The 17,178-nt window shown below is 73.2% G+C and carries 16 protein-coding genes; 8 read left to right on the top strand and 8 right to left on the bottom strand.

Features of this window, described 5'->3' with window-relative positions; genetic code table 11:
- Window positions 1-9 precede the first annotated feature (9 nt).
- Window positions 10-663 carry a tRNA (adenosine(37)-N6)-threonylcarbamoyltransferase complex dimerization subunit type 1 TsaB gene (gene tsaB, locus EV567_RS17715; RefSeq protein ID WP_130441113.1) on the bottom strand — a complete coding sequence of 218 codons (654 nt, stop codon included), beginning with the start codon at window positions 661-663 and terminating at the stop codon, window positions 10-12.
- A 154-nt stretch (window positions 664-817) separates the two neighbouring features.
- Between tsaB and EV567_RS17710 the strand changes: the two genes are divergently transcribed.
- The 3 genes from EV567_RS17710 (at window position 818) to EV567_RS17705 (ending at window position 2,457) form a co-directional block, all read left to right on the top strand.
- Window positions 818-1,360, top strand: coding sequence for a hypothetical protein (locus EV567_RS17710; RefSeq protein ID WP_130441111.1), 543 nt, complete (start codon window positions 818-820; stop codon window positions 1,358-1,360).
- Window positions 1,361-1,515: 155 nt separating this feature from the next.
- Complete coding sequence (locus EV567_RS27865) at window positions 1,516-1,692, top strand: hypothetical protein (protein ID WP_165430410.1); 177 nt, start codon at window positions 1,516-1,518, stop codon at window positions 1,690-1,692.
- 141 nt (window positions 1,693-1,833) lie between these two features.
- A complete protein-coding gene (locus tag EV567_RS17705) occupies window positions 1,834-2,457 on the top strand; it encodes a hypothetical protein (protein ID WP_130441109.1) in 624 nt (207 codons plus the stop codon).
- 230 nt (window positions 2,458-2,687) lie between these two features.
- Here EV567_RS17705 and tsaE read toward each other — a convergent pair whose 3' ends face one another.
- The 5 genes from tsaE to EV567_RS17680 form a co-directional block, all read right to left on the bottom strand.
- Window positions 2,688-3,209 carry a tRNA (adenosine(37)-N6)-threonylcarbamoyltransferase complex ATPase subunit type 1 TsaE gene (gene tsaE, locus EV567_RS17700; RefSeq protein WP_130441107.1) on the bottom strand — a complete coding sequence of 174 codons (522 nt, stop codon included), beginning with the start codon at window positions 3,207-3,209 and terminating at the stop codon, window positions 2,688-2,690.
- A complete protein-coding gene (locus EV567_RS17695) occupies window positions 3,175-4,431 on the bottom strand; it encodes an alpha/beta fold hydrolase (RefSeq protein ID WP_130441105.1) in 1,257 nt (418 codons plus the stop codon). Before EV567_RS17695 ends, tsaE begins: the two co-directional genes overlap by 35 nt.
- Before the next feature lie 160 nt (window positions 4,432-4,591).
- Window positions 4,592-5,788: an alanine racemase gene (gene alr, locus EV567_RS17690; protein ID WP_130441103.1), complete on the bottom strand. Its 1,197-nt coding sequence runs from the start codon at window positions 5,786-5,788 to the stop codon at window positions 4,592-4,594.
- Window positions 5,789-6,047: 259 nt separating this feature from the next.
- On the bottom strand, window positions 6,048-7,484 hold the full coding sequence (locus EV567_RS17685; protein WP_130441101.1) for an NAD(P)H-hydrate dehydratase: 1,437 nt from the start codon (window positions 7,482-7,484) through the stop codon (window positions 6,048-6,050).
- A 79-nt stretch (window positions 7,485-7,563) separates the two neighbouring features.
- Complete coding sequence (locus tag EV567_RS17680; RefSeq protein ID WP_130441099.1) at window positions 7,564-7,935, bottom strand: holo-ACP synthase; 372 nt, start codon at window positions 7,933-7,935, stop codon at window positions 7,564-7,566.
- A gap of 123 nt (window positions 7,936-8,058) precedes the next feature.
- Here EV567_RS17680 and EV567_RS17675 point away from each other — a divergent pair, with 123 nt between their 5' ends.
- Window positions 8,059-9,036 carry a hypothetical protein gene (locus tag EV567_RS17675; protein WP_130441097.1) on the top strand — a complete coding sequence of 326 codons (978 nt, stop codon included), beginning with the start codon at window positions 8,059-8,061 and terminating at the stop codon, window positions 9,034-9,036.
- A complete protein-coding gene (locus EV567_RS17670) occupies window positions 9,033-10,784 on the top strand; it encodes a pitrilysin family protein (RefSeq protein ID WP_130441095.1) in 1,752 nt (583 codons plus the stop codon). Before EV567_RS17675 ends, EV567_RS17670 begins: the two co-directional genes overlap by 4 nt.
- A gap of 126 nt (window positions 10,785-10,910) precedes the next feature.
- Here EV567_RS17670 and glmS read toward each other — a convergent pair whose 3' ends face one another.
- Window positions 10,911-12,758 (bottom strand): glutamine--fructose-6-phosphate transaminase (isomerizing), encoded by a 1,848-nt coding sequence (glmS, locus tag EV567_RS17665; RefSeq protein WP_130441093.1) that lies wholly within the window; start codon window positions 12,756-12,758, stop codon window positions 10,911-10,913.
- Window positions 12,759-13,228: 470 nt separating this feature from the next.
- Here glmS and EV567_RS17660 point away from each other — a divergent pair, with 470 nt between their 5' ends.
- The 3 genes from EV567_RS17660 (at window position 13,229) to EV567_RS17650 (ending at window position 15,712) form a co-directional block, all read left to right on the top strand.
- Window positions 13,229-13,606, top strand: a complete 378-nt coding sequence (locus EV567_RS17660; protein WP_130441091.1) for a hypothetical protein — start codon at window positions 13,229-13,231, stop codon at window positions 13,604-13,606.
- A 199-nt stretch (window positions 13,607-13,805) separates the two neighbouring features.
- Window positions 13,806-14,774: a type I pantothenate kinase gene (gene coaA, locus EV567_RS17655; RefSeq protein ID WP_165430423.1), complete on the top strand. Its 969-nt coding sequence runs from the start codon at window positions 13,806-13,808 to the stop codon at window positions 14,772-14,774.
- A gap of 17 nt (window positions 14,775-14,791) precedes the next feature.
- Complete coding sequence (locus EV567_RS17650; RefSeq protein WP_130441087.1) at window positions 14,792-15,712, top strand: DUF389 domain-containing protein; 921 nt, start codon at window positions 14,792-14,794, stop codon at window positions 15,710-15,712.
- Here EV567_RS17650 and glmM read toward each other — a convergent pair whose 3' ends face one another.
- Window positions 15,713-17,071: a phosphoglucosamine mutase gene (gene glmM / locus EV567_RS17645; RefSeq protein ID WP_130441085.1), complete on the bottom strand. Its 1,359-nt coding sequence runs from the start codon at window positions 17,069-17,071 to the stop codon at window positions 15,713-15,715.
- Window positions 17,072-17,178: the final 107 nt, after the last annotated feature.

The raw sequence follows: 17,178 nt of genomic DNA, 5'->3' as shown, positions 1-17,178 counted from the left end.
CGGGCGCGGTCACTTCGGGGTGACCACCTTGTAGTTCTTGGGCACCTGGGCGTCGGGCCGGCGCAGGTACAGCGGGCGGGGCTCGGGGAGTTCCTCGCCGGCGGCGAGCCGCTCGGCGGCCAGACTCGCGAGCGCCGCGGCCGAGACGTGCTCCGGCGCGTGGACGTCGGGGAAGGTGTCGGGGTAGAGCAGCGCGCCCGCGCCGACGGCGGGCAGCCCGGCCACCTGGTCGGCGATGTCGGCGGGCCGGTCCACGGCCGGGTCGCCGACGCGGGTGCGGGAGTCGGTGTAGCGGGCCCAGTAGACCTCCTTGCGCCGAGCGTCGGTCGCCACGACGAAGGGGACCGACAGGTCGGCGGCGTAGGCGAGGCCGTCGAGCGTGCACAGCCCGTGCACGGGGACGCCGAGCGCGAGACCGAAGGTGTCGGCGGTCATCAGACCGACGCGCAGCCCGGTGTAGGGGCCGGGTCCGACGCCTACGACGATCCCGGTGACGGCGTCGAGCCGGAGCCCCGCCTCGGCGAGCAGACGGTCGACGGCCGGCAGCAGCAGCTCACCGTGCCGGCGCGCGTCCACCTGACTGGAGGAGGCGACGACGTCCGCGCCGTCGTGCAGCGCGACGGTGACGGCGGGGGTGGCGGTATCCAGAGCGAGCAAGAGCACACAAACAGCCTACGGCTCCCCGGCCAGCGCGCGTGCCGCGCACGGGCACACGGGCCGCGGCCGCGACGGCTGCTAACGTCACGGCCGGGCATATTCCTGGGTGAAGACGACCAATGCGACCAATACGACCGAAGCGACGAAGAGGTGGATTCCGGTGGCCGGGAGCAGCGCGACGATCGTGGCCGGGCTGACCGCGGCGGCGCTGACGACCGTCGGGTTCCTCGCCCTGCGGGCGTCGGCGACCGCGCCGGCCGGGCCGGCCGAGCCGCGCGCGGAGGCCGCGGCGGCCAAGGCGGCCCCCGGGCGAACGCGTTCCCTCGCGCTGCCGGCCTCCTCCGGCGTGGGCGAGCGGGTCGTGTACGCGCTGGACGGCGACCGGGTGTGGCTGGTGGGCCCCGACAGCCGGGTCGAGCGGACGTTCGCGGTCACCCCGGGCACCGTCGACCCGGTGCCGGGCTCGTACGCCGTCACGTCCCGCTCCAGCACGGCCACGGGGACCGACGGCGTGCCGGTCGAGCACGTCGTGCGCTTCACCGACGTCGGCGATGTGGTCATCGGCTTCAGTGCGACGACGGACGGCTCGATGCCGGTGCCCGACCCGGAGTCCCGGACGGGCGGGATCCGCGAGACGCCGGCGGACGGCGAGGCGATGTGGCGGTTCGCGACGATCGGCCAGCGGATCGTCGTGGTCCGTTAGCCGGGGGTCCGGAGAGGCCCCGGGCTGATCGTATGAAGGTTCCGACAAGACGTCGGCAAGATGTTGCGTTCGGCGTCCCGGACGTGGTGACATGGTGGCCAGCCCTTGGTTAGGTGAACCTAACCAGGTCCGCCCCCGGCCCGCAGGAGGCGTCCGTGCCCGCCACCGAGTCCCAGGCCCAGCCTTTGCGACCGTTCACGCTCGCCGGGGTGTCCATGCGCGAGCTGCTCGCGTCCTGCACCGCCGCCGACGTGGTGTCCCGCCCGCCGCGCGCCCCGGAGCCCGAGGCGACCCCCAGGGAGCGGCGGGCCGAACACCGCGAGGCCGCCTGACCGAGCGCCCCGAGGAGGCGTACCAGCTCGGGCTCAGGCCGTGCGAGTATCGCCCCCTGACGGCGTGTCAGGGGCGATCCAAGGGTCTTCTCGGGGTCATGCCTGATCTCGGTGTGCGAGACCGGCCGACAAGATCGACACATGACGAACCGACCTCGGGGGACCCGCCGGGCCGCGCTGACGCGGACTGCTTTCATCGCCGCGCCCCTGTGCATGCTCGCCTACGGAACCATCCGTCTCTCCGACCCGGACCACGGTCCGGGGCTCGCCTGGACCAGCGGGCATATCGCGCTGATCGCGGGAGTGCTGCTCTTCGGCTCGATCTTCCTGGGCCTGCTGAGGCTGTCGGAGCCGACAACCGGCGCGGCACGGCTCAGCGCCCGTGTGGCGACGTCACTCGGGTTGGTGGGGGCGGTTGCGGTCACCGCCCAGGGCGTCATCGATCTCGTCGTCGGCTTCCGGGCCGACGACCGCGCCGGGATGGAGCGACTCTTCGAGGAAGTACAGAGCCACCCGGGCGTGATGCCCACGGTGTACACGGTCGGCCCGATGCTGTTCTACGTGGGCCTGCTGTGGATGGTGATCCAACTCGCTGCACAGCACCGCATCAGCGTCTGGCGGCCCGCACTGGTGGTGTTCGGCACGGCAGCCATGGCCGCCAGTCTGGATCTGTTGCCGGTCGGCGGGCTCCTCTTCGCCGCGGCGCTGTCCCCCCTGGGGCGCGATGTGACAAGTCACGGCGCGGCACACATACGGAAGGCGTAGTCCTTGAACGCTCCGTCGCCACTGCGGGGTGTGGGTGACGGTGAAGATGATCGCGTCGCGGACGGGGAGTCGCCCGGTTCCGACCGTACGGTGCGAGGGGAGCGGCGACGAGTCACGCCGCCCCTACGACCACACCGGACAGCCGGCCCTGCGATCAGGCACCCGCGTCGGCGACCCGGCCGTGGACCGGCCCGCCGACACTGCGGGCAAGATCCGGGTGAAGACGGACCCTAGGCCGCCAGGGCGCTGAGGTCGGCCGACGCCCATCGCTCGCCGAGGCCCGTGACGGTGACGTGGCGCACCTCGTCCGTCGTGTCGCCGACGGCCCGGTGGATGCGCACCTGGAGCCGCTCCTCGGTCAGTTCCTCGACCTTGCCCTCGCCCCACTCCACGACGACGACGGACTCGGGCAGCGACACGTCGAGGTCCAGGTCCTCCATCTCGTCCAGCCCGCCGCCCAGGCGGTACGCGTCGACGTGGACGAGCGGCGGACCGTCCCCGAGGGACGGATGGACCCGGGCGATCACGAACGTCGGAGAGGTGACCGCGCCCCGGACGCCGAGCCCCTCGCCGAGCCCGCGGGTCAGCGTGGTCTTGCCCGCGCCGAGCTCCCCGCTGAGCATCACGAGATCGCCGGCGCGCAGCAGCTTGGCCAGGCGGCGGCCCAACTCCCGCATCGAATCGGGGGAGTTGACGATGATCTCCAGAGAAACCGGATCAGCCGGGTCGTACGGTGCTGCTGGTGCTTCCATAGCCCCCCACCGTAGCCCCTGCCGGCACGGCGCCCGCGCGGGTCAGCAGGTCGGCGAGGCGGTCGGTGACCACCTCCGGGTGCTCCAGAATCACCAGGTGCCCGGCGTCCGGCACGAGGACCAGCTCGGCGTCGGGCAGGAGGTCGGCGATCGCCTCGCTGTGCTCGCTGGGCGTGACCAGGTCCCCGATGCCGGCCAGCACCAGCACGGGCATGCCGGTGAAGCAGGCCAGCGCCTCGGTCTTGTCGTGATCGGTGAAGGCCGGGTAGAACTCGGCGACCACGTCGATCGGCGTGCCCTCGATCATCCGCTCCGCGAACCGGGCGATCGCCGGGTCGACGTCCCGGGAGGCGAACGAGTACCGCTTGATGACCCCGGCGAACAGATCGGCGGTGGCCCGCCGCCCCTTCTCCACCAGCGCCGCCTGCTGCCCCAGCGCCTTCAGCACACCGGGCAGCACCCGCCGCACCGCGTTGACGCCGGCGACCGGCAGCCCGAAGTTGACCTCGCCGAGCCGCCCCGACGACGTACCGACGAAGGCGGTGGCGACGACCCGCTCCCGGATCAGCTCCGGGTACTGCGCGGCGAGCGCCATGACGGTCATACCGCCCATCGAGTGCCCGACCAGGACTATCGGCCCCTCGGGCGCGGCCGCGTCGATGACGGCCTTCAGATCGCGCCCCAACTGGTCGATGCTGACGGGCGCCTCCCCCCGGACCTGGCCGGCGCCGCGCGCGGACCGGCCGTGGCTGCGCTGGTCCCAGTGCACGGTCCGTATGACGCCCCGCAGGGCCGCCCGCTGGAAGTGCCAGGAGTCCTGGGTCAGGCAGTAGCCGTGGCTGAAGACGACGGTGACGGGCAGCGGCGCCTTGCGGCCGAAGAGCCGTCGGCGGCGGGGCGCCGGGCCGCCCTCCGGCTCCACGTCGTCGACCTCGTAGTACAGCTCGGTGCCGTCGTCGGAGAACGCCTTGCCCGGTGTGCCGCGCAGCGCGCCGTAGGGGCCTGCCGCGTCGAGGGCCAGCCGGGCCTTGGCGCGCATCCCGCGCCCCACGGTCATCCGCTCCAGCGCGACCCCGGCCGCCGCGCCGGCGGCGATCACGCCTATCGCCGCGCCGGCGACGCCGGTCGCCCGGCGCCAGCCTCCGGCCGCCCCCGTGGCGGAGACGGCGGCGACGGCCGCCGAGGCGGCGTCCGCCACTGCCTCCGCACTGCTCTCGCTCACGTACCGCTCCTCTTCGCCTGATCCCGGGTGGTGCCACATGACCGGTCGTGCAGTGCCGTGCCGCTGACGCCCGTGGTGCGGCGGGCGGCCGTCGTGCTGCGAGCGCCGGTCGGATGATCCTCCTACCCGGCGGCACGGCGGGCAGTGCCGCGACCGGCGCTCACCCGTCCCCGTGTGCCCCGGCGAATCCGGGGCCCTCGCCCACATAGACGCGCGGAACGCGCGCTCCGATGCGCGTGACGATCTCGTATCCGATGGTGCCGGCGGCCTGCGCCCAGTCCTCCGCCGTCGGCTCGCCGCGGTCGCCGGGCCCGAACAGGACCGCCTCGGCGCCCGCCTCCGGCTCGTCGCCTCCGAGGTCCACGACGAACTGGTCCATCGCGATCCGCCCCGCCGCCGTACGCCACTTGCCCCCGATCAGCACCGGGCCGGAACCGGAGGCGTGCCGCGGGACGCCGTCGGCGTAGCCGAGGGGGACCAGGCCGAGGGTGGTCTCGCCGGGGGTCGTGTAGTGGTGGCCGTAACTCACGCCGTGCCCGCCCGGCACGTGCTTGACCAGGGCCAGCGACGCCATGAGGGTCATCGCCGGGCGCAGCCCGAGGTCGGCGGAGGAGCCCAGCTCTGGGCTGGGCGCGACGCCGTACATCGCGATGCCGGGGCGGACGAGGTCGTAGTGGCTCTCCGGGAGGGTGAGCGTCGCCGGGGAGTTGGCGATGTGCCGCACCTCGGGCCGCAGGCCGCGCGTCTCGGCGTACGTCACCATCTCGCGGAACAGGGTGAGTTGAGCGGCGATGGAGGGGTGCCCGGGCTCGTCGGCGCAGGCGAGGTGCGACCACAGGCCGGTGACCCGGATCAGGCCCTCCGCCTCGGCGCGCAGCGCCTCGTCGACCAGGCCGGGCCAGTCGGCGGGCTGGCAGCCGTTGCGTCCGAGGCCGGTGTCGGCCTTGAGCTGCACCCGCGCGGTCCGTCCGGCGAGGCGGGCGCCCTCCTCCGCCTCCCGCAGCGCCCACAGCGCGCTCACGGAGACGTCGAGGCCGGCCTCGACGGCCTCCCGCCAGGGGCCGCCCGGCGTCCACAGCCAGCACATGATCCGGACGTCGTCCGGCAGCCCGCCCTCCGCGCGCAGCGCGAGCGCCTCCTCCGGCGTGGCGGTGCCTATCCAGGTGGCGCCCGCCTCGACGGCCGCGCGGGCGCAGGGGGCCGCGCCGTGGCCGTACCCGTCGGCCTTCACGACGGCCATGAACGCCGCCCCGGGCGCCTTGGCGCGCAGGGTCCGCACGTTGGCCCGCACGGCGCCCAGGTCGATCTCGGCGCGGGCGCGCTGCGGGTTGGCGGTCGGCAGTGCAGTCTCACTCATCGCGCCCAGTGTCTCAGAGCCCCCCGGACACCCCCGGAGCGGACACGGTCGACGGCCCCGGGGGGCGGCGGCCACAGGTCTTTCCGGACGCCTCCTCCCACCAGACCGCCCGCCCCGCCCGGGACACCCGTCCACCGGACCTGACGGCCCCGGCCGGACCTCGGTGGGCCACGGCCGCTCGGGGCGCGGCTGCGCGGCGACCGGCGGCTCGGGCCGGGCGCCGCCCGCCGCCGGGCGGAGCGGGCCGCGTTCAGGAGCCTCAGCCGCGCATCACGTCCCGCCAGGCCTGCCGTACCGCGTCGGCCACGTCTCCCGCGGACACCGGCGCCCCCTCCGCCGCGAACCGGCCCGCGAGGCCGTGCAGGTACGCGCCCGCGCCGGCCGCGTCCACCGTGCTCAGGCCCGCCGCCAGCAGCGACCCCGCCAGCCCGGAGAGCACGTCACCGCTGCCGGCCGTGGCCAGCCAGCCCGTGCCCGTGGCGTTCACCCGGACCGCTCCCCCGTCCGCCGCCGCGACCAGCGTGGTCGACCCCTTCAGCAGCACCGTCGCCCCGTACCGCGCGGCCAGCTCCCGTACCGCCGCGAGGCGCCCCGACTCGACCTCCTCGCGCGACACCCCGAGCAGCGCCGCCGCCTCACCCGCGTGCGGGGTCATCAGCGTGGGCGCGGCACGGCCCCGCACCGCCTCGGCGTCGGCCAGCCGCAGCCCGTCCGCGTCCACCAGCACCGGCACCTCGGCGGCCAGCACCTCCGCCACCACGCCGGCGTCGTCCCCTGCGCCCGGGCCGACGACCCACGCCTGCACCCGCCCGGCCCGCCGCGGCCCCTGGTCGGAGACGAGCGTCTCGGGGAACCGCGCGAGCACGGCGTCGCCCGCGGGACCGACGTACCGGACGGCTCCCGCGCCGCCCCGCAACGCGCCGGCGACCGCCAGCACGGCGGCCCCGGGATAGCGCGCGGACCCGGCCGCGATCCCGACCACGCCCCGCCGGTACTTGTCGCTCTCGGCCGCCGGCGCCGGCAGCAGCCGGGCCACGTCGGCGTGCTGCAACGCCTCCAGTTCGGGCCGGTCGGGCAGCTCCAGGCCGATGTCGACCAGCCGCACCGTCCCGGCGTGCTCCCGCGCCGGATCGATCAGCAGCCCGGGCTTGTGCGTCCCGAAGGTCACCGTGAGGTCGGCCCGCACCGCCGTGCCCCGCACCTCGCCCGTGTCGGCGTCGACCCCGCTCGGCAGGTCGACGGCGACGACGACGGCCCGGGACCGCGCGGCGAGCGCGGCCAGGTCCACGGCGTCGCCGCGCAGCCCGCCGCGTCCGCCGATGCCGACGATGCCGTCGAGCACGAGGTCGGCCCGCCGGACCGCCTCGTCCGCCCCGTCCCCCGACGTGAGCGTGCGGCCCCCGGCACGCCGCAGGGCGCCGAGCCCGCCGGGGTGCGTGCGCTCCGGCGTGAGCAGCACGGCGGTCACCCCCGCGCCGCGCCGGGCCAGCCGGGCCCCGGCGTACAGGGCGTCACCTCCGTTGTCCCCGCTGCCGACCAGCAGCACGACCCGGCTCCCGTACACCCGCCCCAGTACGTCGGCGCAGGCGGCGGCGAGACCGGCGGCGGCCCGCTGCATCAGCGCGCCCTCCGGAAGCCGTGCCATCGCCTCCCGCTCGGCGGCCCTGACGGTGTCCACACAGTAGGCAGTACGCATGCACCCCAGTCTCACACCGCCGCACCCGACCCGGCCTCAGCCACCCACCGGCCCACCGGTGGCAGGCGCGCGCACCGCCTCACCCCTCGGCGATCACCACCGCCGAAGCCACGCCCGCGTCATGACTCAGCGACACATGCCAGCCGCGCACCCCCAGTTCCGCCGCCCGCGCGGCGACGCTGCCCCGCACCCGCAGCCGGGGCTGCCCGCTGTCCTCGACGTACACCTCCGCGTCGGTCCACAGCAGCCCCGCCGGCGCCCCCAGCGCCTTGGCGAGGGCCTCCTTCGCCGCGAACCGCGCCGCCAGCGAGGCGATCCCCCGCCGCTCCCCGCTCGGCAACAGCAACTCGCTTTCGAGGAACAGCCGTTGGGCCAGCGCGGGCGTCCGCTCCAGCGACGCCGCGAACCGCTCGATCTCGGCAACGTCGATACCGACCCCGATGATGCTCATGCCGAGCACCCTACGGCGGAGCCCCTGCACCACCGGTCGGCCGCGCGGCTGTCACCCCCTGCTGCTAGCCTGCGCGTCTTCTCACACTGATCACATCAGTCACACCAACCACACGGTGGAGGAATGAGCAGCACCCCCCACGGCGCACCCACGGACCCGTCCGGGCCGACCTTCGACCCGTACGACAACATGCCGGAGCTCATCCCGCTGCGCACCGCCGCGCAGTCCGGCGACTGGCCGTCCGTCCGCGCCTACATCGCGCGGCTGGACTCCGTCAACAGGGTCAACTCGGCCGTCAGCCTGGTCGCGGACGTCCCCGGCGTCGAGAACATGCTCGAGCGAGCCGTCCGGGAGCAGCCCGGGGACCCGCTGCCCCGCACCCTGCTCGCCCAGCGCTATGTGTACATCGGCTGGGACATCCGCAGCGCCGCCCGCGCCCAGCACGTCTCCCGGGACCAGTTCGACCAGTTCCACTCCTGGCTGCGCCGGGCCGAGCAGCTGCTGATCGAGGTGTGCGCGGAGCAGCCGTCGTACACCCCCGCCTGGAACGCCCGCCTGACCACCGCGCGCGGCCTGGAACTGGGGCAGTCCGAGGTCCGCCGGCGCTACGACCGGCTGTCCGCGCACCACCCGCACGACTACCACGCCCAGACGAGCCTGCTCCAGCAGCTCTGCCCCAAGTGGGGCGGCTCCTGGGAGGCCGCGCACGGCTTCGCCCAGGAGTGCGCCAAGGCCGCGCCCGACGGCTACGCCAACGCCGCCCTCGTCGCCGACGCCCACATCGAGCACTGGCTGGAGCTCGGCGGCTCGGAGGGCGCGGCGTACCTGCGGGGCGTCCCGGTCCACGACGACCTGCGCTTCGCCGCCCACGCCTCCGTGCTGCACCCCGACCACCGGGCCGACTGGAACTCCATCGGCGCGCACAGCACGTTCGCGTTCGCCTTCTCCCTCGGCGGCCACTTCGAGGACGCGGCCCCGCACTTCGCCTTCCTCGGCAACCGCGCCTCGAAGCACCCGTGGGACTACATGAACGACCCGAAGGCGTCCTTCCGCAAGTTCCGCAAGTCCGCGCTGGAGTCCCGAGGAGGCGGATACCGGTGACCACCGACCTGCACGAGGCCGCCGACGGCCTGGCCGCCCTCGACGGGCTGATCTCCCACACCGCCGTCCAGGGCATCCCCACCCTCTACGCCCCGGCCCCCGGCGGCAACGAGATCACCGCCGGGCTCTTCTTCCGCGTGGGCCGCGCCGACGAGACCCTGGCCACCGCCGGCATCACCCACCTCGTCGAGCACCTCGCCCTGTACCGGCTCGGCCTGTCCGACCTGCACTACAACGGGGCGACGGCGAACGCGTACACCCTCTTCCACGTCACCGGCAGCGAGGCGGAGGTCGTCTCCTACCTCAACAGCGTGTGCGCGGGACTGCGCGAGCTGCCGATGGACCGGCTGGAGACGGAGAAGGAGATCCTGCGCACCGAGGCCGCGGGCCGCGGCGGCGGCTCCCAGCTCCCGCTGTGGCGTTACGGCGCCCAGAGCTACGGCCTGTCCAGCTACAACGAGCTCGGCACCTGGAGCCTGACCCCCGAGCAGGTGCGGCACTGGGCGCACACCCGCTTCACCCGGGACAACGCGGTGCTGTGGATCACCAGCGACCGCGTGCCCGACGGCCTGGACCTCACCCTGCCCGCCGGCGTCCGCCTCCCCGCGCCGGCGCCCACCAGCGCGCTGCCCGTCACCCCGGCGTTCATCCGCGGGGACGACGGCCATGTCGCGTTCTCCGCGGTGCTGCCCCGCTCCACGGCGGCCTCCGTCTTCGCCGACGTCCTCGGCCGGGCCCTCTTCCAGGACCTGCGCCAGGAGGGCGGCTACTCGTACTCCGCCGAGGCCGACTACTCCCCGCGCGACGCCGACTTCGCCACGCTCACCGCGTACGCCGACGCCCTCCCGCAGAAGCAGGACGCGGTGATCGGCGGTTTCATCGACACCCTCGCGCGGCTGCGCGCCGGCCGGATCGAGCAGTCCGAGCTGGACTCGGCACGCGCCAAGACCCTCAAGCTGTACGACGTCCCGGACTTCGGCGCCGTCTCGCTGCCGTCGTACGCGCTGAGCCTGCTGCTCGGGCACCGCATCCTCTCCCCCGAGCAGCACAAGGCCGAGCTGCACGCGGTCACTCTCGCCGACCTGCACGACGTCGCCCGCCAGGCCTGGGACAACGGGCTGCTCCAGACGCCCGGGCGCGGCGTCGACTGGGCCGGCTTCAGCCCCGCGCCCCAGTACTCCACGACCACCGTCACCGGCACCCGGCACCAGTCCCTGGAGGACGACCAGGTCACCCTGATCATCGGCACGGAGGGCGTCAGCCTCACGACGCCGCAGGGCCCGGTGACCGTCCGCTACGACGCCTGCGCGGCGATGACCACCCGCCCCGACGGCGCCCGCGCCCTCACCGGGCACGACGGGTTCTCGGTCTCCGTCGAGCCGACCCTCTTCCGGGGCATCACCCCGGAGCGCATCGCCACGGTGGACGCGGGGGTGCCGCCGCAGGCGGTCGTGCACATGCCGCCGCGCACCCCCGACCGCATCCCCCAGCCCTCGGCGCGGTCCGCCGGGGTGGGTGGCGCGCGAGGAGGAGCCGGCGGGCGCGCGACGTGGCCGTGGACGGCCGCGCTGTGGACGGTGGGATCGCTGGCCGGGATCTGGTCGCTGCTGTGCGCCCTGATCACCCTGGTGGAGGGAACCGACGCGACCCCGGAGTGGGACGTCGTCGCCATGGTCTGGATCATGGCGGTCCCGCTGCTTCTGACCACCTGGCAGCTGAGGAAGGCCCGAAACCAGCGGAGGTCTTGAGCGGGGGCGCCCAATGAGGTGAGGGGTGCGGGTTGGGCGGCGAGTGCGGGTCCGTCCGGGCTGATCGCCCACGACGCGCCGGTACTCGCGCACGGCCCCGCCCCCCACTTCGTCAGGCGGCCGCGCCTACTCCACCGTCACCGACTTGGCCAGGTTGCGGGGCTGGTCCACCTCGTTGCCTCGGGCCGTCGCGAGTTCGCAGGCGAACACCTGCATCGGCACCGTGGCCACCAGCGGTTGCAGCAGCGTCGGCGTGGCGGGGATGCGCACGAGGTGGTCGGCGTACGGCACGACCGCCTCGTCCCCCTCCTCCGCGATCACGATCGTCCGCGCGCCCCGCGCCCGGATCTCCTGGATGTTGGACACGATCTTGTCGTGCAGCACGGACCGGCCCCGGGGCGACGGCACGACCACGACGACCGGCATGTCCTCCTCGACCAGCGCGATCGGCCCGTGCTTGAGCTCACCGGCCGCGAACCCCTCGGCGTGCATGTAGGCCAGTTCCTTCAGTTTCAGCGCGCCCTCCAGGGCCACCGGATAGCCGACGTGCCGACCCAGGAACAGCACGGTGTCCTTGCCGGCGAGCGACCGCGCCAGCTCCCGCACCGGCTCCATGGTCTCCAGCACGCGCTCCACCTCACCGGAGATCCGCGCGAGGTCGCGCACCACGGCCCGGATCTCGTCGGCCCACTGAGTGCCCCGCACCTGGCCGAGATACAGCGCGACCAGATAGCAGGCCACCAGCTGCGTCAGGAACGCCTTCGTCGAGGCGACCGCCACCTCGGGACCTGCGTGCGTGTACAGCACGGCGTCCGACTCGCGGGGGATCGTCGAGCCGTTGGTGTTGCAGACGGCCAGCACCCTGGCCCCCTGCTCACGGGCGTGCCGCAGCGCCATCAGCGTGTCCATGGTCTCGCCGGACTGCGAGATCGCGATCACCAGCGTCTGCCGGTCCAGGATCGGGTCGCGGTAGCGGAACTCGCTCGCCAGCTCCACCTCGCACGGGATCCGCGTCCAGTGCTCGATGGCGTACTTGGCGATCAGCCCAGCGTGGAAGGCCGTACCGCAGGCGACCACGACGACCTTGTCGACCTCGCGCAGCACCCCCGCGGGGATCCGCACCTCGTCGAGCGTCAGCGAACCGGACGCGTCGACGCGCCCCAGCAGCGTGTCGGCGACCGCCTTGGGCTGCTCGGCGATCTCCTTGAGCATGAAGTAGTCGTAGCCGCCCTTCTCCGCGGCGGACGCGTCCCAGTCGACGTGGTACGGCCTGACCTCCGCCGGACGGCCGTCGAAGCCGGTCACCGTCACCGCGTCCCGGCGCAGCTCCACCACCTGGTCCTGGCCCAGCTCGATCGCCGAGCGCGTGTGGGCGATGAACGCGGCGACGTCCGAGGCGAGGAAGGCCTCGCCGTCCCCGACGCCCACCACCAGCGGTGAGTTGCGCCGCGCGCCCACGACCAGGTCCGGTTCGTCGGCGTGCACCGCGACCAGCGTGAACGCCCCCTCCAGCCGCCGGCACACCAGCCGCATCGCCTCGGCGAGGTCCGCGCAGGAGGAGAACTCCTCGGCGAGCAGATGGGCCACGACCTCGGTGTCGGTCTCGGAGACCAGGTCGTGCCCCCGCTCGGCCAGCTCGGTCCGCAGCGCGGCGAAGTTCTCGATGATCCCGTTGTGCACGACGGCGACCCGCCCGGCGTTGTCCAGGTGCGGATGCGCGTTGGCGTCCGTCGGCGCGCCGTGCGTGGCCCACCGGGTGTGGCCGATCGCCGTCGTCCCGGTCGGCAGCGGCCGCTCGTCGAGTTCCTTCTCCAGATTGACCAGCTTGCCCGCCTTCTTGGCGGCGGCGATCCCCCCGTCCGCCAGGACGGCGACGCCCGCCGAGTCGTATCCCCGGTACTCCAGCCGCTTCAGCCCGGCCGTCACGACCTCCAGGGCCGACTGCGATCCCACGTATCCCACGATTCCGCACATGAGCCGCAGCGTACGGCGAAACCCCGCCCGAAAAGAGGCTGGCCGTGCCCGATTTCGGAAATCCCCGCCCCGTTTCCCACAGCTGACGCACTGACAGGCCGTTCTCAGCCATCACTCGGATGCTCCCTTGTCGCACCGAACACCCGTTCATAGACTGGCCCGGCACTCAGCGGATCTTGACCACATCCGTCTCGTGCACACCGGTCAGCGACCGGGGGAACCACGTCGCTACGGGGAGGACCCTCCATGCCGCAGCACCTGCGAGCCGCACGTCTCACGCCTGCCTCCGTGCGGGCCGCCGGACGACCGACGCGGCCCAGACGCTCGTTCCCCGGCACCGCCTGAGCTCTTCTGGCGGGCTTTCCCGCGCCGGAGCGATCCGGCGTTCACCTCAGAGCACTTCCTCCAGCAGGACGTCATGTCCTTCCGCACACAGGGGGCGCCTCGCCGTGCCCCGGGAGAGAGGAACCATGTTCAAGTCCACCTTCAGCCGTCTGGCCCTGGCCGGCGCCGGAGCCGCCGCCATGGTGGTCACCCTGGCGCCCTCCGCCCAGGCCGTCTCCGACAAGACCATCACGCTCCCGCAGGGCCGCGGCTACATGAAGTTCATCGACGACGGAGACGTCTTCAAGGTCTGTGACACCAAGGCCGACGGCCACGGCGTCACCGGCACGCTGTGGGTCCGCAACATCGGCGGTGTGACGTCGGTGGCGACGACCGTCGACGACGGCGGCAACTCCGGCTGCGACAAGAAGGGCTACAACGTCGGCCAGCTGGCCAGCTACCGGATGGAGCTCTGTTGGAACGGCGGCGGCGGCTGCGTGTTCTCCGAATGGTTCAACGAGTGAACCGCTGAGCCGGCCGACGCGGTAGCACCGTGACGTACGCCGGTGTCCGCGTCCCCGTCACCGGGACGCGGACGCCGGCGCCGCCCTCCGCCACGCCCGGCGGAGCCTCACCGGCCCGGCCGGGCCTGCGTGACGGACCCCACCCGCCATCGGGTTCAAACTCCGTTAACAATGGAGCGTGATCTCTCCGGTCTCCCCGATGCCCCGGAGCGCCCACCGGCACAGGCCGGAGGCGACTCCCTACGTCGACCTCACCCGCTGTGAGTGGAGTGCGCTGCGCGACAAGACGCCGCTGCCGCTCACCGCCGACGAGGTCGAGAGACTGCGCGGGCTCGGCGACGTCATCGACCTCGACGAGGTCCGTGACATCTACCTCCCGCTCTCCCGTCTCCTCAACCTCTACGTGGGCGCCACCGACGGTCTGCGCGGCGCGCTCAACACCTTCCTGGGCGAGCAGGGCTCCCAGGCCGGCACCCCCTTCGTCATAGGCGTCGCCGGCTCGGTCGCCGTCGGCAAGTCGACCGTCGCCCGGCTCCTGCAGGCCCTGCTGTCCCGCTGGCCCGAGCACCCCCGCGTCGAACTGGTCACCACCGACGGCTTCCTGCTCCCCACCAGGGAACTGCAGTCCCGCGGCCTGATGTCGCGGAAAGGTTTCCCCGAGTCCTACGACCGCCGCGCCCTCACCCGCTTCGTGGCCGACATCAAGGCCGGCAAGGACGAGGTCACGGCCCCCGTGTACTCCCACCTCATCTACGACATCGTCCCCGACCGGCGGCTCACCGTCCGCCGCCCGGACATCCTGATCGTCGAGGGGCTGAACGTCCTGCAGCCCGCGCTGCCCGGCAAGGACGGCCGCACCCGCGTAGGCCTCGCCGACTACTTCGACTTCAGCGTGTACGTCGACGCCCGCGTGGAGGACATCGAGCGCTGGTACCTCAACCGCTTCCGCAAGCTGCGCGCCACCGCCTTCCAGGACCCGTCCTCGTACTTCCGCAAGTACACCCAGGTGTCCGAGGAGGAGGCCCTCGACTACGCCCGCACGATGTGGCGCACCGTCAACAAGCCCAACCTGACGGAGAACATCGCCCCCACCCGCGGCCGCGCCACGCTGGTCGTGCGCAAGGGCCCGGACCACAAGGTGCAGCGGCTGAGCCTGCGCAAACTGTGATGCGCTAGAAAGACGTCATGCTGCATCTGCGCCTGATCTCGCCGGCCGGGCAGACCGACGACGTCGTCCGCCTGATCGAGAACACCGTCGGCACCGCCCACCTGGTGGTGCTGCCCGGGGCCGCCCGCAACCCTGAGGGCGACGTCGTCCTGTGCGACGTGGCCCGCGAGGCGGGCGACGAACTGCTCAGCTCGCTCCAGGAGTTGGGCCTTCAGAAGAGCGGCTCGATCGCCGTCGAGAACATCGACCTCTCCCTCTCCCTGCGCGCCGACAAGGCGGAGGCCGAGGCGCCGGGCGAGCCCGCCGACGCGGTGCTCTGGGAGCATCTGACCGACGCGACCCACGAGGAGTCGACTCTCTCCGTCACCTACCTGGCCTTCATCGTCCTGGCGACGATGATCGCGGCCTGCGGTGTGGTGCTGGACAACGCGGTCCTGATCGTCGGCGCGATGGCGGTGGGCCCCGAGTTCGGCCCGCTGGCCGGCGTCTCCACGGCGATCGTGCAGCGCACTCCGCGGCTGGCCGTGCGCTCCCTCATCGCCCTGCTGGTCGGCTTCGCAGCGGCGATGGCGGTGACCGCCGGATTCAGCCTGTTCATGGATGCCGTGGGCCTGTTCACCAAGGCGCAGCTGGAGGCCGACCGGCCCAACACGGGCTTCGTCTACGCGCCCGACTGGTTCTCCTTCGTCGTGGCGGTTCTGGCGGGAGCCGCCGGCACGCTCTCCCTCACCTCCGCGAAGTCGGGCGCGCTGGTCGGCGTCGCCATCTCGGTCACGACGGTCCCCGCCGCGGCCAATGCCGCCGTAGCCTTCAGCTACGGCGACACCAGGCAGACCTGGGGATCCACCCAGCAGCTCCTGCTGAATCTGCTGGGCATCATCCTCGCCGGGACGCTCACCCTGCTGATCCAGAAGTGGGCCTGGGGGAAACGCGGCTGACTATCCGAGCGCGGACTTCACCGCGTCGGCCAGGCGGCCGGCGACGGCTCGGGCCTGCTCGATGTCGGCGGCCTCGACCATCACCCGGACCAGCGGCTCGGTCCCGGAGGGCCGCAGCAGCACCCGCCCGGTGGTCCCGAGCTCCCGCTCCGCCTCGTCCACGGCCGCGGCCAGCTCCGCCGAGGAGGACACCCGCGACTTGTCGACGTCGGGCACGTTCACCAGCACCTGCGGCAGCCGCTCCATCACGGAGGCCAGCTCCCGCAGCGACCGCCCGGTCTGCGCGACCCGGGCGGCCAGCATCAGCCCGGTCAGCGTGCCGTCACCGGTCGTCGCGTGGTCCAGGATGATCACGTGCCCGGACTGCTCGCCGCCGAGCGCGTATCCGTGCTGCTTCATCTCCTCCAGCACGTACCGGTCGCCCACGGCGGCCTGGACGAGCCGGATGCCCTCGCGCTCCATGGCCAGCTTGAAGCCGAGGTTGGACATCACGGTGGCGACGACGGTGTCCGAGCGGAGCACGCCCCGCTCCCGCATGGCGAGGGCGAGCACGGCCAGGATCTGGTCGCCGTCGATCTCCTCGCCGGTGTGGTCCACGGCCAGGCAGCGGTCGGCGTCGCCGTCGTGCGCGATGCCGAAGTCGGCGCCCTGCTCGACGACCGCCGCCTTCAGCTTGTCCAGGTGGGTGGAGCCGTAGCCGTCGTTGATGTTGAGCCCGTCCGGCGAGGCGCCGATCGTGACGATCTCCGCGCCGGCCCGCGTGAACGCCTCCGGCGAGACCCGGGCGGCCGCGCCGTGCGCCTCGTCGAGGACGATCTTCAGCCCGTCGAGCCGGTTCGGGAGAACGGCGACGAGGTGGGCGACGTACCGGTCGAACCCCTCGTCGTAGGAGCGCACGCGGCCGACGCCGGAACCGGTCGGACGGTCCCAGGGAGCGCCGGTGCGGTGCTCGTCATAGACGCTCTCGATCTTGTCCTCCAGCTCGTCGGCGAGCTTGTGCCCGCCGCGGGCGAAGAACTTGACGCCGTTGTCCGGCATGGCGTTGTGGCTGGCGGACAGCATCACGCCGAGGTCGGCGCCGAGCACGCCGGTCAGGTACGCCACCGCGGGCGTGGGCAGTACGCCCACCCGGAGCACGTCCACCCCGGCGCTCGCCAGGCCGGCCACCACCGCGGCCTCCAGGAACTCCCCGGACGCGCGCGGGTCACGTCCCACCACGGCCGTCGGCCTGTGGCCAGCGAACGTGCCCGCCTCGGCCAGTACGTGTGCGGCGGCCACGGACAGGCCGAGCGCCATCTCGGCCGTGAGATCCGCGTTGGCCACACCGCGCACGCCGTCCGTGCCGAAGAGTCGTCCCACGTGTCCTCCTGAGGAAACATCAGTTGCGTAATCGTCACGGGTGCCCCGGACGGTCGGCGCCGGCCCCGCACCCAGGCATTTGATGCCCTTAGCATCCGATCACACAA

The organism is Streptomyces sp. BK239, assembly GCF_004217285.1.
Taxonomy (GTDB): Bacteria; Actinomycetota; Actinomycetes; order Streptomycetales; family Streptomycetaceae; genus Streptomyces.
Note: the sequence above shows the minus strand (reverse complement) of the source record. Positions and strands in the feature narration are given on the sequence as shown.

What these genes read in the sequence shown, in the direction of transcription:
- EV567_RS17680 (WP_130441099.1), bottom strand. Translation starts at nt 7,935, where the DNA reads ATGAGCATCATCGGGGTCGGTATCGACGTTGCCGAGATCGAGCGGTTC.
- tsaE (WP_130441107.1), bottom strand. Translation starts at nt 3,209, where the DNA reads ATGGAAGCACCAGCAGCACCGTACGACCCGGCTGATCCGGTTTCTCTG.
- coaA (WP_165430423.1), top strand. Translation starts at nt 13,806, where the DNA reads ATGCCCCGGAGCGCCCACCGGCACAGGCCGGAGGCGACTCCCTACGTC.
- alr (WP_130441103.1), bottom strand. Translation starts at nt 5,788, where the DNA reads ATGAGTGAGACTGCACTGCCGACCGCCAACCCGCAGCGCGCCCGCGCC.
- EV567_RS17705 (WP_130441109.1), top strand. Translation starts at nt 1,834, where the DNA reads ATGACGAACCGACCTCGGGGGACCCGCCGGGCCGCGCTGACGCGGACT.
- EV567_RS17650 (WP_130441087.1), top strand. Translation starts at nt 14,792, where the DNA reads ATGCTGCATCTGCGCCTGATCTCGCCGGCCGGGCAGACCGACGACGTC.
- EV567_RS17675 (WP_130441097.1), top strand. Translation starts at nt 8,059, where the DNA reads ATGAGCAGCACCCCCCACGGCGCACCCACGGACCCGTCCGGGCCGACC.
- glmS (WP_130441093.1), bottom strand. Translation starts at nt 12,758, where the DNA reads ATGTGCGGAATCGTGGGATACGTGGGATCGCAGTCGGCCCTGGAGGTC.
- EV567_RS17660 (WP_130441091.1), top strand. Translation starts at nt 13,229, where the DNA reads ATGTTCAAGTCCACCTTCAGCCGTCTGGCCCTGGCCGGCGCCGGAGCC.
- EV567_RS17685 (WP_130441101.1), bottom strand. Translation starts at nt 7,484, where the DNA reads ATGCGTACTGCCTACTGTGTGGACACCGTCAGGGCCGCCGAGCGGGAG.